The 22,688-nt window shown below is 63.9% G+C and carries 29 protein-coding genes; 15 read left to right on the top strand and 14 right to left on the bottom strand.

Annotated elements, in window-relative coordinates; translation table 11 throughout:
- Positions 1 to 152: 152 nt before the first annotated feature.
- From ACPJW8_RS08055 to ACPJW8_RS08100, 10 genes are all read right to left on the bottom strand, one after another.
- Positions 153 to 500, bottom strand: a complete 348-nt coding sequence (locus tag ACPJW8_RS08055; RefSeq protein ID WP_425256439.1) for a multicopper oxidase domain-containing protein — start codon at positions 498 to 500, stop codon at positions 153 to 155.
- 26 nt (positions 501 to 526) lie between these two features.
- Positions 527 to 1,183, bottom strand: coding sequence for a multicopper oxidase domain-containing protein (locus ACPJW8_RS08060; RefSeq protein ID WP_373462210.1), 657 nt, complete (start codon positions 1,181 to 1,183; stop codon positions 527 to 529).
- Entirely contained in the window at positions 1,171 to 1,452 is a 282-nt protein-coding gene (locus ACPJW8_RS08065; protein ID WP_306971072.1) for an SHOCT domain-containing protein, read from the bottom strand. Before ACPJW8_RS08065 ends, ACPJW8_RS08060 begins: the two co-directional genes overlap by 13 nt.
- A 92-nt stretch (positions 1,453 to 1,544) precedes the next feature.
- Positions 1,545 to 2,951, bottom strand: a complete 1,407-nt coding sequence (locus ACPJW8_RS08070; RefSeq protein ID WP_306971073.1) for an MBL fold metallo-hydrolase — start codon at positions 2,949 to 2,951, stop codon at positions 1,545 to 1,547.
- Between the two features lie 113 nt (positions 2,952 to 3,064).
- Positions 3,065 to 3,463, bottom strand: coding sequence for a rhodanese-like domain-containing protein (locus ACPJW8_RS08075; RefSeq protein WP_306971074.1), 399 nt, complete (start codon positions 3,461 to 3,463; stop codon positions 3,065 to 3,067).
- 14 nt (positions 3,464 to 3,477) lie between these two features.
- The gene (locus tag ACPJW8_RS08080; RefSeq protein WP_306971075.1) at positions 3,478 to 3,840 is read right to left on the bottom strand and encodes a thioredoxin family protein; all 363 of its coding nucleotides are present in this window, start codon (positions 3,838 to 3,840) and stop codon (positions 3,478 to 3,480) included.
- 83 nt (positions 3,841 to 3,923) lie between these two features.
- Positions 3,924 to 4,220 carry a rhodanese-like domain-containing protein gene (locus ACPJW8_RS08085; protein ID WP_306971076.1) on the bottom strand — a complete coding sequence of 99 codons (297 nt, stop codon included), beginning with the start codon at positions 4,218 to 4,220 and terminating at the stop codon, positions 3,924 to 3,926.
- Positions 4,221 to 4,264: 44 nt separating this feature from the next.
- Positions 4,265 to 4,606, bottom strand: a complete 342-nt coding sequence (locus ACPJW8_RS08090; protein ID WP_306971077.1) for a rhodanese-like domain-containing protein — start codon at positions 4,604 to 4,606, stop codon at positions 4,265 to 4,267.
- 71 nt (positions 4,607 to 4,677) lie between these two features.
- Complete coding sequence (locus tag ACPJW8_RS08095; protein WP_306971078.1) at positions 4,678 to 5,586, bottom strand: sulfite exporter TauE/SafE family protein; 909 nt, start codon at positions 5,584 to 5,586, stop codon at positions 4,678 to 4,680.
- Positions 5,583 to 6,203 carry a rhodanese-like domain-containing protein gene (locus tag ACPJW8_RS08100; protein WP_306971079.1) on the bottom strand — a complete coding sequence of 207 codons (621 nt, stop codon included), beginning with the start codon at positions 6,201 to 6,203 and terminating at the stop codon, positions 5,583 to 5,585. The genes ACPJW8_RS08095 and ACPJW8_RS08100 overlap by 4 nt, the downstream gene beginning before the upstream one ends.
- Positions 6,204 to 6,329: 126 nt before the next feature.
- Between ACPJW8_RS08100 and ACPJW8_RS08105 the strand changes: the two genes are divergently transcribed.
- The 8 genes from ACPJW8_RS08105 to ACPJW8_RS08140 all read left to right on the top strand — a co-directional run bounded on the left by ACPJW8_RS08105 (position 6,330) and on the right by ACPJW8_RS08140 (position 13,027).
- Positions 6,330 to 6,587 carry a metal-sensitive transcriptional regulator gene (locus tag ACPJW8_RS08105; protein WP_306971080.1) on the top strand — a complete coding sequence of 86 codons (258 nt, stop codon included), beginning with the start codon at positions 6,330 to 6,332 and terminating at the stop codon, positions 6,585 to 6,587.
- Positions 6,588 to 6,626: 39 nt separating this feature from the next.
- Positions 6,627 to 7,055, top strand: a complete 429-nt coding sequence (locus tag ACPJW8_RS08110) for a DUF302 domain-containing protein (RefSeq protein WP_306971081.1) — start codon at positions 6,627 to 6,629, stop codon at positions 7,053 to 7,055.
- Between the two features lie 79 nt (positions 7,056 to 7,134).
- Positions 7,135 to 7,527, top strand: a complete 393-nt coding sequence (locus ACPJW8_RS08115; RefSeq protein ID WP_306971082.1) for a DsrE family protein — start codon at positions 7,135 to 7,137, stop codon at positions 7,525 to 7,527.
- 168 nt (positions 7,528 to 7,695) lie between these two features.
- Complete coding sequence (locus tag ACPJW8_RS08120) at positions 7,696 to 8,112, top strand: hypothetical protein (RefSeq protein ID WP_306971083.1); 417 nt, start codon at positions 7,696 to 7,698, stop codon at positions 8,110 to 8,112.
- A 736-nt stretch (positions 8,113 to 8,848) separates the two neighbouring features.
- A complete protein-coding gene (istA, locus tag ACPJW8_RS08125; protein ID WP_133352268.1) occupies positions 8,849 to 10,522 on the top strand; it encodes an IS21 family transposase in 1,674 nt (557 codons plus the stop codon).
- Positions 10,519 to 11,337 (top strand): IS21-like element helper ATPase IstB, encoded by an 819-nt coding sequence (gene istB, locus ACPJW8_RS08130; RefSeq protein ID WP_094180402.1) that lies wholly within the window; start codon positions 10,519 to 10,521, stop codon positions 11,335 to 11,337. The genes istA and istB overlap by 4 nt, the downstream gene beginning before the upstream one ends.
- Positions 11,338 to 11,460: 123 nt before the next feature.
- On the top strand, positions 11,461 to 11,781 hold the full coding sequence (locus tag ACPJW8_RS08135; protein WP_094180403.1) for a PadR family transcriptional regulator: 321 nt from the start codon (positions 11,461 to 11,463) through the stop codon (positions 11,779 to 11,781).
- A complete protein-coding gene (locus ACPJW8_RS08140) occupies positions 11,774 to 13,027 on the top strand; it encodes an APC family permease (RefSeq protein ID WP_094180404.1) in 1,254 nt (417 codons plus the stop codon). Before ACPJW8_RS08135 ends, ACPJW8_RS08140 begins: the two co-directional genes overlap by 8 nt.
- Before the next feature lie 528 nt (positions 13,028 to 13,555).
- Here the strand turns inward: ACPJW8_RS08140 and ACPJW8_RS08145 are convergent.
- On the bottom strand, positions 13,556 to 13,900 hold the full coding sequence (locus ACPJW8_RS08145) for a DUF6176 family protein (RefSeq protein ID WP_306971409.1): 345 nt from the start codon (positions 13,898 to 13,900) through the stop codon (positions 13,556 to 13,558).
- Between the two features lie 954 nt (positions 13,901 to 14,854).
- Here ACPJW8_RS08145 and ACPJW8_RS08150 point away from each other — a divergent pair.
- From ACPJW8_RS08150 to ACPJW8_RS08170, 5 genes are read left to right on the top strand one after another with little or no spacing between them, the layout of a single operon-like run.
- Positions 14,855 to 15,637 carry a hypothetical protein gene (locus tag ACPJW8_RS08150; RefSeq protein WP_373462221.1) on the top strand — a complete coding sequence of 261 codons (783 nt, stop codon included), beginning with the start codon at positions 14,855 to 14,857 and terminating at the stop codon, positions 15,635 to 15,637.
- Positions 15,634 to 16,065 carry a phage holin family protein gene (locus ACPJW8_RS08155; RefSeq protein ID WP_306971410.1) on the top strand — a complete coding sequence of 144 codons (432 nt, stop codon included), beginning with the start codon at positions 15,634 to 15,636 and terminating at the stop codon, positions 16,063 to 16,065. Before ACPJW8_RS08150 ends, ACPJW8_RS08155 begins: the two co-directional genes overlap by 4 nt.
- Positions 16,062 to 16,757 (top strand): DUF3618 domain-containing protein, encoded by a 696-nt coding sequence (locus ACPJW8_RS08160; protein ID WP_306971411.1) that lies wholly within the window; start codon positions 16,062 to 16,064, stop codon positions 16,755 to 16,757. Before ACPJW8_RS08155 ends, ACPJW8_RS08160 begins: the two co-directional genes overlap by 4 nt.
- Entirely contained in the window at positions 16,754 to 17,455 is a 702-nt protein-coding gene (locus tag ACPJW8_RS08165) for a MarR family transcriptional regulator (RefSeq protein ID WP_373462222.1), read from the top strand. Before ACPJW8_RS08160 ends, ACPJW8_RS08165 begins: the two co-directional genes overlap by 4 nt.
- Entirely contained in the window at positions 17,392 to 17,853 is a 462-nt protein-coding gene (locus tag ACPJW8_RS08170) for a DUF4383 domain-containing protein (protein WP_306971412.1), read from the top strand. Before ACPJW8_RS08165 ends, ACPJW8_RS08170 begins: the two co-directional genes overlap by 64 nt.
- A 259-nt stretch (positions 17,854 to 18,112) precedes the next feature.
- Here the strand turns inward: ACPJW8_RS08170 and ACPJW8_RS08175 are convergent, their stop codons facing one another.
- Entirely contained in the window at positions 18,113 to 18,496 is a 384-nt protein-coding gene (locus ACPJW8_RS08175) for an STAS/SEC14 domain-containing protein (protein ID WP_306971413.1), read from the bottom strand.
- Positions 18,497 to 19,133: 637 nt separating this feature from the next.
- Positions 19,134 to 19,418 carry a hypothetical protein gene (locus ACPJW8_RS08180; protein ID WP_330189288.1) on the bottom strand — a complete coding sequence of 95 codons (285 nt, stop codon included), beginning with the start codon at positions 19,416 to 19,418 and terminating at the stop codon, positions 19,134 to 19,136.
- 445 nt (positions 19,419 to 19,863) lie between these two features.
- Between ACPJW8_RS08180 and ACPJW8_RS08185 the strand changes: the two genes are divergently transcribed.
- Entirely contained in the window at positions 19,864 to 20,289 is a 426-nt protein-coding gene (locus tag ACPJW8_RS08185; RefSeq protein ID WP_306971415.1) for a response regulator transcription factor, read from the top strand.
- Between the two features lie 57 nt (positions 20,290 to 20,346).
- Positions 20,347 to 21,273 carry a prolipoprotein diacylglyceryl transferase gene (gene lgt / locus ACPJW8_RS08190; protein ID WP_306971416.1) on the top strand — a complete coding sequence of 309 codons (927 nt, stop codon included), beginning with the start codon at positions 20,347 to 20,349 and terminating at the stop codon, positions 21,271 to 21,273.
- A gap of 260 nt (positions 21,274 to 21,533) precedes the next feature.
- Here the strand turns inward: lgt and ACPJW8_RS08195 are convergent, their stop codons facing one another.
- On the bottom strand, positions 21,534 to 22,394 hold the full coding sequence (locus ACPJW8_RS08195; RefSeq protein WP_306971417.1) for an alpha/beta fold hydrolase: 861 nt from the start codon (positions 22,392 to 22,394) through the stop codon (positions 21,534 to 21,536).
- Between the last annotated feature and the right edge of the window lie 294 nt (positions 22,395 to 22,688).

The following is a 22,688-nucleotide window of genomic DNA, read 5'->3' on the forward strand; positions in this document are numbered from 1 at the left end:
TTGTGGAGCCCGCCCTCTAACCGGCCCGTGTCGGTTTGATCCTGAACGCACCCGCACCGGCCCGTCAAGGACCGCCGCGCCGGGGGTCCCGGAGGTAAGCGTTGCAGAGCCAAGGGTTGCCGTGATGGGCTTCTTTGCCGTTCGTTGACTGGTCAGCGGGCTTGGATGGTGGCCATCATGCCTTGGTCTTCGTGGTCCAGGATGTGGCAGTGGATTACGGTGCGGCCGGGGAAATCGTCGAAGGCCACCCGGACTTTCACCTGGCTGCGGGCGGGGACGTTGACCACGTCCTGCCAGGTGGGTCTGGTGACATCGCGGTCGCCGTCCTGGACGATCTGCATGGGCCACACGTGCAGGTGGATGGGATGATCCATGCCGCTGGAGTTGGTCAGGGTCCACTCCTCCACGGTCCCGGCTGCTGCCGTCTCATCCATCCGTTCGGGGTCGAACTTCCGTCCGTTGATGGTGAAGGCCATCATGCTGCCCTGCCCGCTGCCCATTCCCGCGCCCATGCCCATGGCGAAGTTCAGGGTGCGGGCGGCCGCGACCGGTTCGTTCCGCAGATCGCGCAGGGGCCGGCCCTCGGATACGGGCCCTGGGTCAGTGCCCGTGCTTCCCGAGACGGCCAGGGTGAGCAGTTCGACCGGGTTGCTGCCGGAGGCGTTGCCGCCGGTGGCACCTGGTCGGCGGCGTGCCCGTGGCGGTGCGGGTGGTACCAGTAGGTGCCCGGCGGGTGGTCCCCGGGCAGGGTGAACTCGTAGTCGAAGGACCCGCCCGGGTCAATGCTGACGAAGGGGTTGTCGCTGTTGCCCTGCGGGGAGACGTGGAGTCCGTGCACGTGCAGGTTTGTGGGAGCCTGCAGCCCGTTGCGCATGGTGACCCGGATCGTGTCGCCCGCCCGGGCCCGCAGGGTCGGGCCGGGCACCGAGCCGTTAAACGCCTGGACGTTGGCTTCCCGCCCGCCGACCCTGACCCGTGCCGGCGCGGCGGTCAGCTCCAGCTCCAGGACCCGGTCGCGGCTGGCCAGTACCTGCGGTTCGGTCAGGTCCCCACCGCCGGTGTATCCGGATCCGCGGGCAGTGCCGGTGCCGGTGGTCAGCCACAGCCCGGCGCCGCCGGCAGCCGCGGCGCCGGCCCCAACGGCACCCAGTGCCAGCAGCTGGCGGCGAGTCAGGGGCCCCACGGGCTGCCCTCCTCCAGTATGCGGCGCCGTTCCTGGTATTCCTCGGTGCTGATCTCCCCGCCGGCGTAACGCTCCTCAAGGATTTCCCGGGCCGTGGCGGGGCCCGCGACCGCGCGTGTCGGTCCCTGCACACCGGTGGGGGCGTTGCCGCCGGTGTTGCGGGTGAAGGCTTGGACCAGCACGACGGCGAGCATAACCCCGCCTGCGATCAGCAGGACCCAGAAGATCCAGGCAAGCCCCATCCCGCCCATACCAAAGCCATCCATCATCAAGAGGGTTCCTTGTCTCTTTTGGTGCACGGCCAGGCCGTGCCTGACTGAAGAGGCTTTTCGGGGCCGTGCGGACGGCGGGGCCGTTGGTTCTAGGCCTTGGCTGACTGGCGGGAGTTGTGCCAGGCGTCCCAGGCGGCGTAGCTGCCGTCGAGTTCGACGACGTCGTACCCGGCGCGGCGCAGGGCGCTGGCCGCGACGGAGTTCCGCACACCGGACTGGCAGTAGCTCACGATGGTGCCGTCGGCGGGCAGCTCATCGAGGTGCCACATGGCGCGGCCGCCGCTGAGCTGGTGCGAGCCGGGGACGTGCCCGGCGCTGTGCTCGGTGCGGTTGCGGACATCGAGGACCATTGCCGCGTCGAAGTTGTCCAGTTCCTCGGGTTGGACCAGCTTCGGGGTGAACGTGGGCAGCCCGTCGATGCTGGTGACGAACCCGGCGACGTTGTCGATGCCGACGCGGACCAGGTGGTCCCACATGTCCTGCGCGGTTTCCTGGTCAGGAGCGAGCAGCACCAGCGGGTTCTGATCGGTTTCCGGGTTCACCACCCAGGCGCCGTAGCTGGCTACGGACTTACCGGCCGGAATGTTCAGGGAACGGACCACGGTGCCCTTATGGACTTCGCTGTTGGACCGGGTGTCGATGAAAGTCAGGGTGTCCTCTGACAGGCCTGCTGCAACGATCTCGGTTGCAAGTTCGGGCAGCGGCGTGCGCTCACCCATCACAGCAGGTCCTTCACGGTTTTCACGCTTCATCCGGCCGAAGTAGGCGTGGGCGTCGGGCTGGCCGTCCAGGAGCTCGTTGATGAAGCCCTGCTCGTCGTTCGCAGCGAGGTAGGGGCCCCACCAGGAGTAGAGCCGCTCGTAGCCGACGGTGGAGGAGGGGATGGCGCCGAGGGCCTTGCCGCAGGCGCTGCCGGCACCGTGGGCGGGGTGGACCTGGACGTAGTCCGGCAAGGTCAGGAACTTGTCCCGCAGGCTCGCAAACAGCTGCTTGGCACCCTCGAACCGGGTGTCGATGCCGCCGGCCGCCTCATCCAGCAGATCCGGCCGGCCCAGGTCACCGGAGAAGACGAAGTCACCGGAGAGCAGGTAACCGGGCTGGTCACTGAACGCCCCGTCGGTCACCAGGAACGACAGGTGCTCCGGGGTGTGGCCCGGGGTGTGGAGGGCCTTGATGCTGATGTTGCCTACGGTGATCGCGTCGCCGTCATAGAGGCGTTCACCCTCGAATTCGTACTGCCAGTCCGGGCCGCCCTCGCCGGAGACGTAAATCTTCGCGCCGGTCGCGGCAGCGAGCTCGCGGGTGCCAGAGAGGTAATCGGCGTGAATGTGGGTCTCGGTCACGGCCACGATCTTCATGTCGTTCTTCGCAGCCAGTTCCTGGTAGACCGCGATGTCGCGGCGGCCATCGACCACCACGGCCGTGCCGTTGGCCTGGCAGCCGATCAGGTAGCTGGCCTGGGCGAGGTCTTCATCGTAAATACGCTCGATAAGCATCTGGTGCTCTCCTTCGGGAAGTGGGCGGGGGAGTGGTCCCCCGTTTGTTCTGATAACAATCGTAATACCCTGGGGGGTATAGTGCAAGCCAGGGTGGGCCCTGGTTCTGAGCGTCAGGAGGTGCGCGCCGCCCGTCTGAGGAGGCGGTGCCGGAGGGATCTGAGGGAGCCCCACCGGTCAGGAGGAGGGGTGTCCACCGGGGCCGCGGCGTAGATCACGGGGTGGCCGTTGCGGTACCACTCGGTGATTCCGCCGGCGACGTTTACGGTCTTATAACCGTGGTCCGTGAGGATTTGGGCGGCCTGGCTGCTGCGTTTGCCTGAGCCGCACAGCAGGTGCAGCGGGGTGTTCGGCAGGTCCTTCAGCCGGGAAGGCAGGTCATCGAGCGGGATGTTGAGGCTGTCCGGGATGTGGGCGACGGCGTATTCTTCCGCGCTGCGGACGTCGACCACCACCGCTGCGGGCCAAATGGCGGCAAGGTCATCGGCCGTGATGGTCCGCGTGGCTGCCATGCGGTGGCTCCTTTTCAGGCCTGCTGCCGGGCGGTTTCGGCGTGGACTTTGTCCATGTCCAGGTCTTTTACGGCCTGAATGACCTGTTCCAGTCCTGGGGCGTTCAGGGCGCCGGGCTGGGAGAAGACCAGGGTTTTGTCGCGGAAGGCCATCAGGGTGGGGATGGACGTGATGCTGGCCGCTGCGGCGAGGGTCTGCTCGGCTTCGGTGTCGACCTTGGCGAAGACGATGTCCGGGTGCTGTACGGAGGCTGCCTCGTAGGTGGGGGCGAACATGCGGCACGGGCCGCACCAGGCTGCCCAGAAATCAACGAAGACGATCTCGTTGTTTTCCAGGGTTTCAGCGAGACTTTCCTGGGTGACGTTGATGGTTGCCATGATCGGTTCGTGTCCTTTGCGGTGTTGTCCAAAGCCCGGTGTCGTCCAAAGCGCTTGGAGTTGGGGAGCTCGGATGGGGCGGGTCAGGTGGTGGGCAGGCCGGCTTGGGTCCAGGCGGTCATGCCGCCGGCCATGGTGTCCGCGGTGTAGCCTGCGCCGTTGAGTGCGTCGGCGACCTGGGCGGACCGGTTGCCGCTGCGGCAGACGGCGATGACGGGGACAGCCGGGTCCAGTTCGGACAGGCGGGTCTGCAGCTGGCCCATGGGGATGTGCAGGGCGCCGGGGATCATGCCGTCGGCGACCTCGAAGTCTTCGCGGACGTCGAGGATCCGGGCCTGGTCGCGGCGTTGATTGGTTTCGGTGACGGTGATTTCAGCCATGGGTTTCTCCTTCGAAGGTTTTGCATCAAAAGCGGGTGGTGTGGTTAGCGGACGGGTTCGTTGGCCTGGCGCCAGGCGCCCATGCCGCCGCGGAGGGAGTAGGCGTCGTAGCCCTGGGCGGCGAGGAGCCGGGCTGCGGAGGCCGAGCGGACCCCGGAGGCGCACATCGCGATCACGGGCCGGGTTTTCGGGATGCCGGCGGTGCTGGTCTGGAGCCGGTCCAGGGGGACGTGTTTGGCCTGCGCCGCGCGCCCGGTGCGCCATTCCTGGGCAGAGCGGACATCTATCAACGTGGCGCCGGAGGAAAGAAGTTCCTTGGCTTCGGCCACAGAGACGGTTTTGTAGGGTTTGCTGAATGCCTTTTTCAGGGAGCTGATAATTCCCATGACGTTCATTCCTTTCGCATTGATCATCTGGCGCCCCGGCGGGGCGGCAGCGGTACTGGCCCGGCCGGTGGTCAGGCCGGTGACGGCTGACCGCTCCGGCGGCTGTTCCTGTCGTTTTTGCGCAACGGGCAGGAGTTGACGAAGAACCAGCAAATCCCGGCAGCAGTCACGGCCAGGGCAGCAACACCGGCGACGATTACCCACCGCAGGTCCTCCGGCGCCTGCTGGGTCAGGACAAAGGTGCCCATCGCCAGGACGAACCAGCCGAATGCTTTCCGCAGGGCAGCTTCCGGAATACGGCCGGCCAGCTTGGAGCCCACCAGGGTGCCCACTATCGCCGCTGCGGTGACGGCCAGGGTCAGGCCCCAGTCCAGGTGCACCGTGGTGAGGTAACCGGCGAGCCCGGCAAAGGACTTCATGGCGATGACCACCAGTGAGGTTCCGACGGCCACGGACATCGGCAGGCCACCCAGCAGTGCCAAAGCGGGAACGACGAGGAATCCGCCGCCGGCGCCAACCAGGCCGGTGACCAGGCCCACGACGGCACCGTCCAGCAGCACCCTGCCCAGGGGAAGTTCGTGCTTCACCGGTTCAGCCCCGTCGGCCCCGCCTGCCTTTTTCCTGCCGCGAAGCATCGCGACAGAAGTGGCCACCATCATCAGGGCGAAGGCGATCAGCAGGATCTGGCCCGGGATCTGACCGCCGAGCAGGCCGCCGACGAAGGCGCCCGCCATGCCGGCGGCGCCGAAGATCAAACCGGTCCGCCACATCACCCTTCCGCCGCGGGCGTGGCTGATCACGCTCACCGCAGAGGTGACACCGACCACGAACAGGGACGCCGCGATCGCCTCCTTGGCCTCAAAGCCGGCCACATAGACCAGGATCGGCACGGTCAGGATGGACCCGCCGCCGCCCAGGACCCCAAGTGAGAGTCCGATGACCACGGACAGGGCCAGGACGAGGATCAGGGTCACGGTCACGACGCTTTGGCCTCAGCTTCTACGGCCGGGCTGGCCGGGAACTGCAGGATGGCGCTTTCGCGGGTCGGCTCCTTGGCGGCCTTGTTCCACGGCATGGCCGAGATCGCCTGGCCCATGGCGCAGGTGTTGGTCGCGGCAGAAAAGGTCAGGCCGGTGCCGACAAAGCCGGCGAGCATCCGGACCTTCGGGGAAACGAACCGCCCGCCGGCCAGGCCAAGGACCACGAGGGAACCGGCGGCCAGGCGGACCTGGCGCTCAAGGTCCCAGCGGTCCTTGCCCTTGACGACATCGCCACCGGCGGCCGCGAAACCGGGGGCCCCTCCGGTCAGGACGTAGGCGGTGCTGATTCCGGACTTGGCAAGGCGCTGGCGGGCCTGCTCGGCGCGGGCGCCGGACTGGCAGACCAGCACAACACGGCTGCCCAGGCGGGCCGCCAGCTCATCCGTGTGCTCGGACAGAAGCGGCAGCGGCACGTTATAGGAGCCGCGGATGTGCATTGACTCGAACTCTGCTGCGGAGCGGACGTCAATCACCACCAGGTCCTGATGCTCCTGAAACCAGCCGCGCAGGGTCTCCGGAGCCAGGGAAGTAACGGCGGGTGCGGAAAGGGAAGTCATGGATGTCCTTTCGAGACGGGCAGAAGCTGAGTACCCCACCGATTATTCCAGATACCCCCGGGGGTAGTCAACAACACCCCTAGGGGTATAAGATGTATGTACTGACGCCCATTTTTGGAGAAACCCTTGGAACTGAACCCAGCAGAACTCACACCCGTGATCAACCGGCTTAAGCGCGCCCAAGGGCAACTGGCTGCCGTGACCCGCATGCTGGAGGAGGGCCGGGACTGCAAAGATGTCGTCACCCAGCTCGCCGCCGTGTCCAAAGCCCTGGACCGGGCCGGCTTCGCCATCATCGCCACCGGGCTTGAACAGTGCATCGTCCAAAAAGATGCAAGCATGGACAGGAAAGACCTGGAGAAGCTCTTCCTCTCCCTCGCCTAGAGACACAGGTATTCGCCCACCAGCACCAGGAGACCCTGCATGAGCTACACGCACACCGTTGCCGTCCCGTTCTCCTATGAGGAGGCTGTGCAGCGTACCCGCGACGCTCTCGCAGAACAGGGCTTTGGGATCCTCACCGAAATCAACGTCCGCGCCACCTTCGAGGCCAAACTCGGAACCGACGCCGCAGACGCCGTCGGCGAGTACCTGATCCTCGGCGCGTGCAACCCGGCCCTGGCCAGCCGTGCCATCGCGGCCGAACCCGGGCTCGGTGCGTTGCTGCCCTGCAACGTCGTGGTCCGCCGCGGCAAAGGTGCGAGTGAAACCACCATCGAGGCCATCGACCCTCAGACGATGGTCCGGCTCAGCGGCAGCCCCGCCGTCCGGGACATTGCCAACGACGCCGATACCCGCCTCCAGGCTGCCCTGACGAGCCTCAGCGATATCAGTTCAAATCCGGATCGCTGAAGCGTTACGCCCGGCCGGAGTATCTTGACAGTTCATATCGTTGATGCGGCCCCAGCGGGTCGAACCTGTAGGAGTATCCATGGCACCAGCCGACAACCCACCCAGCAACCCTGTTGCAACAGCTGGCAACCAGGCGGGACTGCTAATTCACGCCGCCGGGCAGATCGATGAGGATGCGCTGCTGGCTGTTTTGCGGAGTGCAGCCAATGCCGTCGCGGCCCTTCCCCCCAACAAAACTGTAGAAGTGCTTATCCAAGGCCCAGGGGTCAAGCTGCTCGTGGCGGATTCCTCCACGCATGCAGCCGTTGATGAATTCCTTAGAGCCGGCACACGGCTTTTGGCCTGTACCAATAGCTTGCGTTCGGCGAATGTGGAACCGGACATGCTTACAGCCGGCGTTGGTACTGTTCCCGCAGCCATCACACACCTGGCCATACGTCAATGGGACGGCTGGGCCTACGCCCGGCTATGACCACCAACATCCCAGCCCTTTCCTGACGTCCCTGGGACTCGAACGGAACGGGATGAATTTTGTCCGCTTTCACCAACAATTGGAGGAAAAATGCCCGGATCACGTGAACGAGTGCTGCTGGCAGCTGCTGCAAGAGGGGCCCTCAGCGGTTTGGCGGGAGTGGCTGTAATGACTGCCGGGGAAAAGGTAGAACAAGCCCTGACTAATCGCCCCAACTCCTACATCCCTGCACGAACGCTGCTCACGCTGCTGGGAAGGCACCCGTCCGACTCGCAGAAGCCCTTCGTCTGGAACCAGGTGATGCACTGGGGTACCGGTGCCGTGCTCGGATCACTCCGGGGCATCTGGGCTGTCACGGGAATCCGCGGCCCGCTGGCCCACACCAAGCACACCGCCGTCCGGCTGGCCTTCGACCAGACACTGGAAAACGCGACCGGTGTCGGCGCCCCGCCCACTTCCTGGCCAGCCAAAGAACAGATACTCGATGTCGTCCACAAAGCCCTCTACTCACTGACTACAGGACTGCTTGCGGACCGCTGGATACAGCCCGACCTTGAATCACGCCGCGGGACTACAAGCCACTAAGGCTGGGGGGTCATGCTTCGGTCAGGCACCCATCTCAAAGGCTGGGGTGGGTCTCTACAATAGGCGCCCGCCACATGCTGACTGCTCGGAGAACGGCTCCGCCCCGATAGGTGAATGCGAGTTTGCCGTAGCGTTGCCAAGGAGCGCCACTGCTTGAAGATGCTGAAGTTCCGTTTGTGAAAATGCGAGTTTGACGAGATTCAGGCACTTGTAGTCCTCCTTGTCGACGGCAGGAGGTCTGCCTCCGGTAGATCTACACCGTTTTCGATGACCAATCTGATCGGTTGGCTGGCGGGATGACACCACAATGCCGCGGTCGCGAAGGTGGGTCCGGATCGCCATGAACGAGCAGGCCTTGTCACCGCCGACACGGTCCGGACGCGTGCGTGGCCTGCCAGGATCGGGTTAATTTTCAGTTGGTCCATCAAGCGAGTGAACATTGCTGCATCCCCGCCCTGTCCGGGGACCTCCAGCAGCACTAACGGCCGCCTTTACCATCGACCAGGGCATAAATCTTGTGCTCAGTCCGCCACCTGGCCGGATAAGCAGCCGGATCTGGTGGCGACTCTGATCCGTTCATATCTGGGGGTGACTGTGACAGGTTTGAATGGCCCCGGTAGGACGGTTATCTCTGGCCCCACTTCATGACTCGCCGGGCACCTTGTGACGGTTATATGTGGCCCCACCTTCAACCTTGGATTCATCAGTGTATGGATGCGGCGGAAGGCTGGTCTGGATGGAGTCGAGAGTGGAGTTGTTCGCGCAGATCCGAAGGGATGCCCGGGTCGAGGGCCTCTCGGTCCGTGCACTAGCGGCTAGGCACAGGGTTCACCGAAGGACTGTGAGACAGGCTCTGGAATCTGCTTCCCCTCCCGAACGCAAACCACGACAAGGCGTGGCCTGGCGGTTGGAGCCGTTCAAGCCTGCGATCGATGCCATGCTGACCGAGGATACGACGGCGCCACGGAAGCAACGCCATACTGCCCGCCGGATTCTGGCCCGGCTCATTGAGGAGCGCGGGGCGGAGGAGTTGTCGTATTCGACCGTGCGTGACTATGTGCGGGTCCGTCGGGCTCAGATCGATGTGGAGGCCGGCCGCCGGGTTGAAGTATTCGTCCCGCAGGAGCATGCCCCGGGTGCGGAGGCGGAGGTGGATTTCGGTGAAGTCTGGGTGGTCCTGAATGGTGTGAAGACGAAGTGTCATATGTTCGTCTTCCGGTTATCCCACTCCGGCAAGGCTATCCACCGGATTTACCCGACACAGGCCCAGGAAGCGTTTCTGGAAGGCCACATCGCCGCCTTCCAAGTTTTGGGCGGCATCCCAACGAAGCACATCCGCTACGACAATCTCACCAGCGCGGTCAGTGCCGTGGTGTTCGGGCAGGGCCGGCAACGGCAGGAGAACGACCGGTGGGTGTTGTTCCGCTCGCACTACGGCTTTGATCCCTTCTACTGCCAGCCCGGCATTGCAGGGGCTCACGAGAAGGGTGGGGTCGAAGGCGAGGTGGGCTGGTTCCGTCGTAACAGGCTCTCGCCCATGCCTGTCGCTTCGTCTCTGGATGAGCTCAACGACCGGATCCGTGAATGGGAATCCCTGGACGGCCGGCGGCGGATCAATGACAGGATCCACACCATCGGCCAGGACTTCGAGACCGAACAGCCGTTCCTGGCGCCGCTGCCGGGAGAGGTCTTCGACCCGGGGCTGGCGCTGACACCGCGGGTGGACCGGTCCTCGATGATCACGGTGCGGATGGTGAAGTACTCCGTTCCGGCCCGGTTCATCGGCAGGAAGGTCCGGGTGTCCTTGCGGGCCTCCGAAGTCGTGGTTTTCGACGGCCGTGCCGTGGCCGCCAGGCATCAGCGGATTGTTGCCAAACACGGGCAGTCAGTTCAGCTGGATCACTACCTCGAGGTCCTCAAGACCAAACCCGGCGCACTGCCTGGTTCCACGGCTCTGGCCCGGGCGCGGGAGTCGGGCGCGTTTACCAGTGCTCATGAGGCGTTCTGGGCCGCCTCCCGCAGAGTCAACGGCGACGCGGTCGGCACCCGTGAACTCATCGGCGTCCTGCTGCTTCACCGCTCCATGGACGCATCCGCTGTCACTGCAGGAATCACCGCAGCCCTGGGAGTGGGTGCGGTCAGCGCCGACGTCGTCGCGGTCGAAGCCCGCAGACACGCAACGATTTCTTCCGGAGGTGGGTCCGGTCCGGACCGTCATCCCGGTGCTCATGTGGAAGTGAATGTGCAACGGGTTGTCAGCCTCACCCAGCGCCGGCTCATGGACCCTGCAGCCGTCATCGCAGGACTCCCGCCGGACACCCGGCCAATGCCCTCGATCAGTGCTTATGACGAGTTGCTGGCCAAACGCACCCATACCGAAGGAACAGTGTCGAAGGAGAACATCTCATGAGCCCCAGCGTCCCTGGAACAAGCATCACTCCGACCCTGCGCCGGCGGCGTGGCCTGACCGAGCAGGCGGCGGTCGCGGCCGTGGACCAGGCCTGCCGGCGGCTCCGGTTGCCCACCGTCCGGGCGGTGCTCGATGAAGCCCTCAACGTCGCGGGGAAGGAACAGCTCTCCTATCAGGGGTTCCTGGCGGAGCTGTTGCTGGCCGAGTGTGATGACCGGGATCGGCGCTCCTCGATCCGCCGCGTCAAAGCAGCCGGCTTCCCGCGGGATAAATGGCTCGGGGATTTCGATTTCGACGCGAACCCGAACATCAACGCCGCCACGATCCACACCCTGGCAACCGGGGACTGGATCCGCAAAGGATCGCCCCTGTGCCTGATCGGCGACTCCGGGACCGGAAAGTCCCACCTGCTCATCGGCCTCGGCACCGCCGCAGCGGAGAAGGGCTACCGGGTCAAATACACGCTGGCCACCCGGCTCGTGAACGAACTCGTCGAGGCCTCTGATGAGAAAGTCTTGGCCAAGACCATTGCCCGCTACGGGCGCGTGGACTTGTTGTGTATTGACGAACTTGGCTATATGGAACTGGACCGGCGCGGTGCAGAGCTGTTGTTCCAGGTCCTCACCGAACGCGAAGAAAAGAACTCCGTGGCCATCGCCAGCAACGAGTCGTTCTCCGGCTGGACCAAGACATTTACGGATCCACGACTCTGTGCAGCCATCGTGGACCGTCTGACATTCAACGGCACCATCATCGAAACCGGCACTGACTCTTACCGACTCGCCCGCAGTCTCGCAACGGCCCAGGGCCAGTAAGCGCGGTCCAGGCCCTCCGTCCGAGAACGTGTCCTCGGGCTCGGAGAAGACGCGGAGCGGAGGTATCGTAGAACCCAGACCAGATATCGGATTTCGATATCTGTATTCGACATTGGGAGTGCGATGCGTGAATTGATGCGTGCAGCCGTGCGACTCCACATCCTCCACCACGCCGCCGAGGAAGACATCCACGGCGCCTGGATGTCCGAAGAGCTGGCCAACCACGGGTATTCCATTTCTCCCGGAACCCTGTATCCGACACTGCACCGGATGGAGCAGGACGGCCTGCTGGTCTCCCGCCAGGAAGTAGTCGGCGGCAGGCCCCGCCGCGTCTACCGGGCTACGACAGCAGGCCTTGACGCCCTGGCTGAAGGCCGCAGGTCCATTGCTGAACTCGCCGCCGAAGTCCTCCCCACGTCCCCGAAGGAGAACCCGTATGAGTAACCCTCAGGCCCTGGCCCGCCGGTTGGGAACATTCGACGCGTCCGTCATCGGTCTTGGCTCGATGATCGGCGCCGGTGTGTTCGCGGCATTCACCCCTGCAGCGGCCGCGGCAGGGTCCGGCCTGCTGGTTGGTCTGGTCGTCGCGGCCTTCGTGGCGTTCTGCAACGCCACATCCTCCTCCCAGCTCGCCGCCGTCTACCCGACCTCAGGCGGAACCTACGTCTACGGCCGTGAACGGCTCGGTCCCTGGTCCGGATTCCTGGCAGGGTGGGGATTCGTGATCGGCAAAACCGCCAGCGCCGCGGCCATGGCCATGACCTTCGCCGCCTACGCCGCCCCGGCAGGGTGGGAACGTCCCGTGGCCATCGCCGCCGTGATCGTTCTCGCCGCCGTGAACTACCACGGCGTAACAAGGACAGCCGGGCTGACCCGCATCCTCGTCGTCGCCGTGCTGGCAGCCCTCGCGATCGCCGTTGCGGCCTGCTGGGGAGGCTCCTCCCCGGACCCGGCAAGGATTCTCGGGGACGGGCTGCTGGCTCACGGCTGGTACGGGATCCTGCAATCCGCGGGGCTGTTGTTCTTCGCCTTCGCCGGCTACGCCAGAATCGCGACCATGGGCGAAGAAGTCCGTGACCCCAAACGCACCATCCCCCGCGCTATCGGTATCGCCCTGGGCATCACCATCATCGTCTACGCCGTCATTGCCGTCACCCTCCTGGCGACCATCGGCCCCGAAGGAGTGGCAACCAACCCCACACCCCTCGCCGCCGCGGTAGAAGCCGGGTCGATGTCATGGGCTGGCCCCGTAGTCCGGGCAGGAGCAGCTGTCGCGGCACTGGGCGCCCTGCTGGCCCTCATTGCCGGGCTGGGACGAACCAGCCTGGCCATGGCCCGCGAACACGACCTTCCGCACTGGCTCTCCGCCGTCCACCCCCGCTACAAAGTTCCCCACCGGGCCGAGACCACCCTGGCCGTGGTGATCTGCGCGATCATCTCCGTCGCCGACCTGCGAGGCGCGATCGGTTTCTCCTCGTTCGGCGTGCTGATCTACTACCTGGTCGCCAACATCGCCGCTTTCACGCAGCCGGACACGGACCGCCGTTATCCCAAAGCACTGCAAGTACTTGGCGCCGTGGCATGCGTTGCCCTAGTTACCACCCTCCCGCCGCTGTCTGTGGTGCTCGGCATCCTCATGTTCGCGGCAGGAATCATCCTGCGCCTGGTCAGGCTAAGCAGAAAATCCTGACCCGGACGGGGCCGGATATGGCCGCCCTAACGGGGCCAAAAATAGTTGACATACTCAGGGGGTGCTGAGCGCGGAGTAGATCTGCCATAAGCGCCTCCGCGCGCACGCGGAAAATTGAATGAACCATTGGACAGGGTAGCAAGTGGCATTGGCATTCGTTGACGTCCGTCGCCACCGGTCTCGGTGCTCAACCTGACACGTCACGGGTGCGCTACCGGCATTGGATGTGGCCGGTTCGTGGCTTGGGGCTCTCCGCTTCGGCTTCGATTGTCCCTATTGGAAGGGTTAGGTGGATGAGGTGACCACCAGGGCTCCCTAGCGTCCCTTTGTTGCCCTCCGTTGCAGCAGGCGATTCGTTAGTTACCTAACCCTTGAAAGCCACGGGAGAGCAGAAGCGACACCAGGGCGGAGGTCAGTTCACCTCCTGCTTCGCGGAAGGCGACGACCGGCCCCCGCGTGCACGCCAGGGCCGCAGCAACCGTCCCGGGACTGCCGGCACCAGTGGCTTCCTCATGAGCAGCTGATCACTCACACCCGATAGTTCACGTATAACGTGGCAGGAAGTGGTCCTTGGAGCATTTCTGGGGTAATACCGTGAATCTCTGTGATCCTGCTACGGAACCATGCATCGAAGGGATCATCGGAGGTAGCGGCCATTTGGAACGCTTTGCCGAGGTCCTTTCCTTCCTGGAAAATGCAGGCGAAATCGCCTTGAGGCGTGGCCATATGGCTTACGACTTCCCTGGCGATTCCCATTCGCTGCCGGGCCTGCTTGTACTCTTCCATCCGAGGCCCCTGGGTCTCAGCAACCAATTCCTTGAAAGCCTCAAGCTTGCCGGGAAGGATGGGCGCGAACCATGTCATACATTCCATGACTGCTTCCTCGTTTCACTAGTGTCAGAGAAGGCGCTACCCCCAGCCTGCAACAAGCAAATGGTAGTACTGGCCAAGAATGACGACCAGAGCGGGCCCCCCTTGAACGCCATCATCTTTGGCGGGGAAAGGCATTCTGCCGGGGACCGCGGGAGGATCGCTCGGGGACCCAGGAGGTGCACGACGGAACTGCGGATGCGACCCCTCTTTTCGTTTTCCTGCTGTCGGAGCTGAAGCGCTGAAGGATGGAAAGGATGTTCTGCTCGGACCCGGCGGACATATGCGCTGTTGTCGGCGCTGTGTCGGGCTGTCGGCTATTTTCCTACCTGGCTTCAGGGACAGCAATATCCCGTGCCCTTGACGCGTTTGAACCCTGCTGCGACTTACTCACCAGGGGTTTTATTCGAAGAATCCTCGATTTCGGTTCGGGCATCTGGACGCCTGCTCCATGACCGATAGTTAGTCGGTCAACTGCTTGTCGATGAGGATGATCCGGGGGATGGATTCGGCGTATTCGAAAGCCCGGCGGAGAACCGGCTGGTGGTATGAATGCCCATCGGGTGGCCCCCGCGGCCAAACCCGCGCCCGACGAAAGACTGGCTCACAGCCCAGCATGTCCTGACCGCCCTCGCCGGAACCGCCGATGCGGCGCCTACGGTTTTCAGTTCCACTGCAGCCCAACACCACTGCTTCTTTGAAAGAAGTCCCGGTGGCGCTCCTGCAACCCCTTGGGCAGAGCCGCCCGCAGCAGTTGGATGCCGTGTTCGATCTGTTCGGCAGGGTTGCGGCGGAGTTGGTACGCCTTCAATGGGGGGCTGGATCAGGGCGGCAATCCGGTGACAGGCATTAATTTCCATCACATAGTAAGGGTACTTACTATTTATTAGTAAACATGCTTACTATTGCGGGGAGTGCTGGTTCGTCTACAGCAGCTGACCACGATGGAAAGAGAGCATGATGACGGAAAATCAGTGGACCAACGTCTCCGGACCCTCCGCGCAGGATCCGGAGACGTCTATCGGAACAACCGAGGCCGCGGCGCCGGCTGCCGACGGCGGATCCGATTCCAAGAAGGAAGCCGCGAAAGAAGAAGCTTCCCACGTGGCGGGCCAGGCAGTCTCGGCAGCACGGGGCGTTGCCCAGACCGCGAAGGAAGAAGTCGCCAACGTCGCCTCCGAGGCCAAGTCCAGCGCCAAAGATGTGCTGTCCCAAGCCAAGTCAGGGTTTTCCAGCCAGGCTGGCACACAGCAGCAGAAGGCCGCCGAAGGAATCCGGACGATCTCCAGCCAGCTGCAGACCATGGCCGATGCCCCCGAGCAGAAGGGTGTCGCCAGTGACCTGATCCGGCAGGCCGCTGACCGGACCTCGGCGGTAGCTTCCTGGATTGAAGGGAAGGACCCGGCAGCACTTCTGGGTGACGTGCAGTCCTTCGCCCGCCGTAAGCCGGGCACATTCCTGCTGCTGGCAGCAGGGGCGGGCATGCTTGCCGGCCGCCTCACCCGCGGCCTCACCGCAGTGACCTCCGCGACCCAAGGCGCGGGCCCGTCCCCGCAGGTAGCTCCGGTCGGGCAAAATACGGCTTTTGGCGCAGGCAGCCCCGCCGCTTTCCATGATGAGCCCGTCATAGGCGGAGGCGCTCCGGTTTCCACCTCATCACTGCCCTCGGGCAGTGCGGAGGACACTCCGCTGCGGCTCGAGGATGACCTTTACCAGTCGAGGGAAGGACGCCACCTGTGAGCAGCCAGATTCCGGAGCCGCCTCCGAGCGAAGCCCATTTAAAGGCGGACAACACCTCGCTGGGTGACCTGCTGGGCGAGGTGACCCGCGACCTGTCCACACTGATGCGCCAGGAAGTGGAGCTTGCGAAGGCAGAAGCAAAGCAGTCCGCTACGAAGGCAGGCAAGGGCGGCGGCATGCTCGCCGGCGCCTGCGTCGCCGGGCATTTCGTGCTGTTGTTCCTGTCCCTGGCACTCATGTTCGCCCTGGGCGCCCTGATGCCACTGGGCTGGGCCGCCGTGATTGTCGCCGTGATCTGGGGCATCATCGCCGCGGTCCTCGCCTCGAAGGGCCGCAAGGAACTTCAGCAAATCAAGGGCATGCCCCAGACCAGCGAAACACTTTCTGAAATTCCCGAAACCCTAAAACCAGGTGAGGTAACCCGATGAGCGAAAACCCGGATGCAATCCGTGCAGAAATAGAAGAAACCCGCGAACGCCTGGGCACGAACGTGGACGCCCTCGCCCACAAGGTCACCCCGGCCCACGTCGTCCAGCGCCAGACCGACAAGGTCAAGGGCAGCGTCAAGGACGCCGTCGCCGGAGTCAAGGACAAAGTCATGGGAGTAGCAGATTCCGCCACATCCGCTGTGGGAGATACGGTGTCCACGGTTCAGCACAAGGTCTCCTCGGGCACCGGCCATGCCGGGAACGCCCTGCACAGCACGGGCGATTCCCTGCATGGTGCCGGGCAGGGCGTTACAGCCAAACTTTCCGATGCCGGTGACGCGATCTCGGCAGCCCCGGGTCAGGTGAAGTCCAAGGCCCAAGGGAACCCGATGGCCGCCGGTTTGATCGCGTTCGGCGCCGGGATGCTGCTCTCGTCCCTGATCCCGGCCAGCACCAAGGAGCGGCAGGCAGCGGATCAGCTCAAAACGGCCGCTCAGCCGCTGGGTACAAAGCTGACCGACGCGGCCAAAGACATGGTCGAGGATTTGAAGGAACCGGCCCAGGAAGCGATGGAAAGCGTCAAGGCCAGCGCCGCCGACGCCGTCCAGAACGTCAAGGCCGAAGGCCAAGGCGCCGTTACTGACGTCAAAGACCGCGCTGCAGACGCCAAGGACACCGTCCAGAGCACGTGAGCGCCCGGGACAGGGCCACAAAGCCTCCCCGCGGCCCAGCGGGGAGGCCGCAGGACCCCGACCAGCAATTACCCGTTGCCGGCGGGCCACGGCTGAAGTCAGAGCCCGGCCCGGTTCCGGACCAGTGGGCCACCCACCGGCTGGTCAGCATCGCGGCCAGGCTTTATGAGCGAAGGCTCAACCGCCGGTTGGCCCGTCTCGGGCTGACTACAGGATCGCTGGACGCCCTGGACGCTGCGGCTTCACTTGAACCGGCCACCGCATCGGACCTCGCGGACATGCTCTGCGTGAGCCGGCAAAGCCTGGGCAAGGTGCTGCGGCGGCTGCAGAAACTCGGGTTTCTGACCAGAGAGCCCGGCAGGGACGGCCGCAGCGCTGACGTTCGCCTCACCAGGGCAGGACGGGAGGTCCTTTCCGCCGCTGAAGAGCTCGTGCGTAATGGGCCGGAAGCTGCAGCGACTGATGAGGCGTTGTTCCGCCGGCAGCTGGAACAACACATCGGCTACCTCAGAAATGCCGAGCAAAGCACCCTCACCCGGCACGCGGACGCAGTCCGGCAAGCACGACCCGCACGCGGATCCGGCCACCGGCAAAATCCGGTAAAGACACATTTCAACGAAGCAGGAGCAAGCATATGGCGACAACAAACCGGGCTACCGGCCCCAAAACCACCCTCCAAAGAGCAGCCCAGGCAGTAGGGGCCGTCTTCCTGCTCGTCGGAGTCCTCGGCTTCATCCCGGGCATCACCAGCAACTACGACGCCCTTTCCTTCGCCGGGCACGGCTCCGAAGCGCTCCTGTTGGGGGTTTTCCAGGTCTCGATCCTGCATAACATTGTTCACCTGCTCTTCGGCGTCGCGGGAATCCTGATGTCCCGCACCAACGGCCAGGCCAGGAACTACCTGCTCTACGGCGGCGTCGTATACCTCATCCTCTGGCTCTACGGAACCATCGTCGGCCACGACACTCCCGCCAACTTCGTCCCCGTCAACAGTGCCGATAACTGGCTGCACCTGATCCTCGGCATCGCCATGATTGCCCTGGCCATCCTGCTCTCCCGCAACACCACACGCACCGCCGGTTCTACGAGCCGCTAACCAGCGATCACATCAGATTCAACGACGGCCGCACCAACCCCTCAGACCAGCTCAGGCTTGAAGGCCACCGAGACGAGCTCGGGTGCCGCACCGAAGGGCCCTGAACAGTGAAACTGCCCATGCATGCTCTGCCCCCCGTCCCTGGAGGGCGGAGCACGGGGCTTTTTGGCCACTGCACCCGGGGATGGACGGGGCGCCCTGCGAACCAGTCCCGTCAGTCGCCTCTGGTAGGAACCGGCCGTCCGTGGGCCATCAGGACTTACCCGCCCTTAGTCAGGTCCGGGTCGCGGCGAAGCCAAGCCATGGCCTTCCTTGACGAGGTGAAGTACGCGACGGGGCACGGCAACGGGCTTACCCGCAGAACGAAAAGGGCGAGGACATAATCCACGGGAGAGGAACCCAGCAGCGCGATGCGTGAAACGGTTCCCGGGGGCAGAACTACTTTTCGGGCGGGAGGGGTGAAGTTCACCCGTCCAACGTGTATGAGCATCGGAAAGCTGATTCCCTGGCTGAGCACGCCTACGGCAGCGGCAGCCCCATGAGCCTCGTCCACTCCAATGGTGTGGCCTGCTCTCCAGCGCAGCCGGAGGAATCCGTCTGCGAGTTCAAGAGCGCCTTTGTCCGTGATCTCAATACTGCGCATAGGGTCCCTGCCACGTTAGTTGCCGTCCCCAACGTACGACCCTAGCCCATGCGGCACCGCCGGCACTGATTCCCCGCAGGGCGGGCGCTTTATTCATCAGGCCGGCCGGGACCCAAATAAGTCTTCGCCCAGGCGGCTCAAAAGTTTCGTTGATCCTTGGACAAATCATGACCAATCTTGAAGAGCAGAAGTAAACATGTAACCACTCCTGCCACAGGCAGGCGTGGTTGTGGCATTGTGCGGCCACTTCTGTAGCAGAGCGGAAGTTAGCACCCAGTGCAGGTCGTTCGCCGCTGGGGGCAGGCCGCTGTGTACCAGCGGCCTCCGCCGATCCCAAGGGTCAACCGACCAGCATGCGGGCCGAGAGGTGGGCTGGCTCCTGAAATTCCTGAGACCAGGAGCCAGCCCCCTTGGCGGAGCCCCCGATGAAGGCTAGAAGGAACCTCTCCAGCGAGTAATACACCACCACTGCACATGATTCGCTATCAGCCAGCCCCAAAACAAGGCCAGGCAGGAACAACCCCAAAATATGGCGCGCTGTTAGGCCCAAGGGGTACTCCGAGAATCCGCCAGGAGCATGGCCAGGAGGGACGCTCCCTATAAATTTTGCCGACCTATATATAGTGGCCAGGCCGGTCTAAATAGCGCGCAGCAGGTATTTTGCGTCGAAAGTTTCTGCCCTGTACTGAGCTTCGACAATGTTGAAGCCAGCGCGTTGGATCATGGGCTCAAGGAGCCACCGGAACGTCGAGTGCTCATCTCTTACGTGCTCTTCAAACTCATCACGGCTCCACTGGCCATCGACGCTGGTACCGCCCTGGGAACACCAGGCTTCAATTTGTTCTGTCGCCTCCGCCGGGTCGAAATCGTAGACGACGTCCCACAAGCGGCAAATGCCCCCAAGGGGCAGCAATTTACGCATCCGGTCCAGCACTATTGCTTTCCAACAGCATCTCATCCCAGCCTTCGCAGGCTCATCTCATGCCGGCATAGCCAGGGACATCGGGACCCGTCACAAAACAGCGGGGGATAGGCCCGCGCTCTCTCGCGGAACCCTAACTCGACTACACCACCGGCGCGCACAGAAAGTTGTCTTCGGCAAGAGCACGCGGGCGGCCCGGAGGCCGACTACGTTCCATGACCCCAACGATGCGTCGAGCAGGTAAAGCCAAGTCGGTAAGCGAGGGAGTTCGGCCCGTGGTCAGGCTTGCAGACGTCAGTAAGGGTTGGCGCCAACCTGATGTGCGGTGTGGGGGTTGGGAGTGGGACCTGCTGGGCCGGTGCTGAGGTGGGGGCGATTGGACTTATATCGGGGTGCGCGGTGCTCTTGGTACAGTTCGGCTCAAGGGGGCGGTTGTTGGGACCGCTTGAAGGAGATCCTTGTGATGCCGGGTGCGCGGACGCTCATAGTGATTGAAGACGACGAAGACATTGGCCGCCTGATCCAGGGGGTACTGGGCGGGACAGGACTTACCGTCTTCCTGGAGCGAACAGGAGTAGGCGGGGTATCGGCGGTGAATCATCACAGCCCGGCTGCCGTGCTTTTGGATTACGGTCTTCCTGACATCGATGGTCTTGAAGTGATCCGCCGGATCAGAAGCTTCAGTGACGTGTACATCCTCATACTCACCGGCCATGTCAATATGTCAGGGATGCTGATGACGGCCGGGGCGGACGCGGTGATGACCAAGCCGTTCCGGCCCAAGACCTTACTGGCCCACATTCAGGAAAGACTTGCCCTGCCAGCAGCCCAAGACCAGAACCTACCCGAGGTCGGCGATCCGCTGCCGTAGCGCCTACCATCGAAAAGGGCACAATGTCCCTTTCACCTAGATAAAGGGACGGGTTTGTTGCGAACTTCAGTACTGCCGGGTTTGTTCATACCCTCGCCCACGGTCAGCGCCTTGGAGCTCGGACCGCTGACAGTACGCTTCTACGCGCTCTGCATCCTGGCAGGCATCGTCCTCGGCACCTGGCTGACAGCCCGCCGCCTTCGGGCCAGGGGCGGCACAACAGCCCAGGCCCTGGACATCATCATGTGGGCGGTTCCGTTCGGCATCATCGGCGGCAGGCTCTACCACGTCATCACCGACAACCAGCTGTATTTTGGGCCCGGCAAGGATTCTTGGGGGGCTTTCCGGATCTGGGAAGGCGGGCTCGGGATCTGGGGCGCGGTCGCCCTCGGCCTTGTCGGGGCCGCCATCGGGGCACGGCGGACCGGGGCCAGCCTGGCAGCGTTCGCGGACGCCGCCGCCCCAGGGCTGCTCCTCGCCCAAGGGCTCGGACGCTGGGGCAACTGGTTCAATAACGAGCTCTACGGGGCACCGACGGATGTGCCGTGGAAACTTCAGATCCACGCCATGAACCCCGCCACCGGCCAGGCAGTCACCGCCGGTGACGGCACACCGGAGATCCTCGGATACTTCCAGCCAACGTTCCTCTACGAATCCTTGTGGTGCGTGGCCGCCGCGCTGCTGCTGATGTTCCTGGACCGCCGGTACACTCTCGGTGCCGGCTCGGTGTTTGCCCTTTACATTGTCTTCTACACCGCCGGCCGCTTTGCCTTCGAGCTGATGCGCTCTGACTACGCCAACACGATCCTGGGGCTAAGGGTGAACACCTGGGTATCCGCTCTGCTCTTTCTTGCCGGCCTCGGACTCTTCCTGTTCCTCAGATCCCGGCCACGGTCCAAAGCGACGGCCGGGAGCACCGCTGCCATAGACGCCGTCAAGGCTCCACAGGATGGCGAGCCTTCGGAACGGCGGGGTGAACCCTGAGCTCGGGACTCACCGCCCCTGCCCGTGCCACGTTTGGGGGACGTCCGGGCAAACTTGAGGTCGAAGGCGGTTCGAAGCGCACTCATACCGGCAACCGACCCTTCTGTTCGGCCCCTGTCAAGGTTTCGCCCAGCGGCGAGGACAAACCATGTTCCATTCTGAGCCTCGTTGCGTGTTGCTCTTCGATTCCGGATGTTCATGGTCCTCTGCAGGGCCGGGGTTTCTGCGGTGGCCGGCGTGCACTTCGTAGAAAGCGGAGATCACTGCACCGGGACGAGAGGACCGTAGCTGTCCTGAATGGTTGCCGCGGCGAGTATGGCCGCTGCTGTTCGGTCGGGTGCACCGTGTTGAACCATGTGCGGTTGTCCGGCGATTTCGAGGAATTGGCCTTGGCCCGGGATGTCCGCCAATTGTTGGCACCATTGTCGGGGCGCGATGGGGTCTTTCGATCCCCGGACAACGAGTACGGGCCGGGTGACGTGGCCCAGGCGGGCTTCCAGGGGGTAGGACATCATGACGCGCAGTTCGGTGAGGTACCAGCGCAGTCCGGAGCGGATGTAGTCGCTGAACACGATGGCATTGCCTCGCGGACTTTCCCTCAGGGAGTCAAGGCCCAGTGCCATGGCCTGCTGGAGGACGGTACGGCGTGCAGGATCCACGACCGGGCCGAGCAGAACGACATTCGAGACCAGGTCGGGACGCTGAACCGCCAGCTCGGTGGCGAACTGGGTGCCCATTGAGTGTCCGATGACCACGACCGGGCCAGTGCCGATCGCCTCGAGTACCCCCGCGATGACACCCCCGTATCCCGCGACGGACATACGCTGGTCGGGTGTGGTGGTAGCGCCGAAACCGGGCAGGTCGATGGCGTGGGTGTCTCCGTGGCGGGCAAGGACAGCCTGGAGCCGGCGGTAATAGCGGTGGGAGGCCCCTATACCGTGCAAAAGTACGAACACCGGCCCCGGCGTGTCCGAAGGGCCGGCCAGGGAGAACACACGCGAGGACACAGACCCTGCACTGATGGTTCTGACCGTCAGGGGCGGAAGCCCGCCGGTTTCGGCTGTGGCTGGTGTGGGACTTTTGTCCTTGGTGACGGCGGTTTCTTTTGTTTCCGCGTACATGATGTATGTCTTTCGGTTGAGTCGCCCACCATGGTCTGTCCTGGTGACGGGCCCTGCTGCCTGTGCCAAGGTCGCAGCTTCTAGACCCACCACAGTAGGAACGTGCTGCGGCCCCCGTCAACGCTCGTGACCTGATCGCAAGCCTTGGCCAAAGACACGTTATGCCCTTGTGACCGGAGGAGTAGAACCTTCCTCTGCCCTGCCGGACGCCAGGGGCGTTGTGCAGACCACATTGGGTTCTTTGCTCACCTGTCACGTCCCCGACGTTTTCGCTGACGGCGGTCACGCTTCAGC

The sequence above is a fragment of the Pseudarthrobacter sp. J47 genome, assembly GCF_049810315.1.
Classification (GTDB): Bacteria; Actinomycetota; Actinomycetes; order Actinomycetales; family Micrococcaceae; genus Arthrobacter.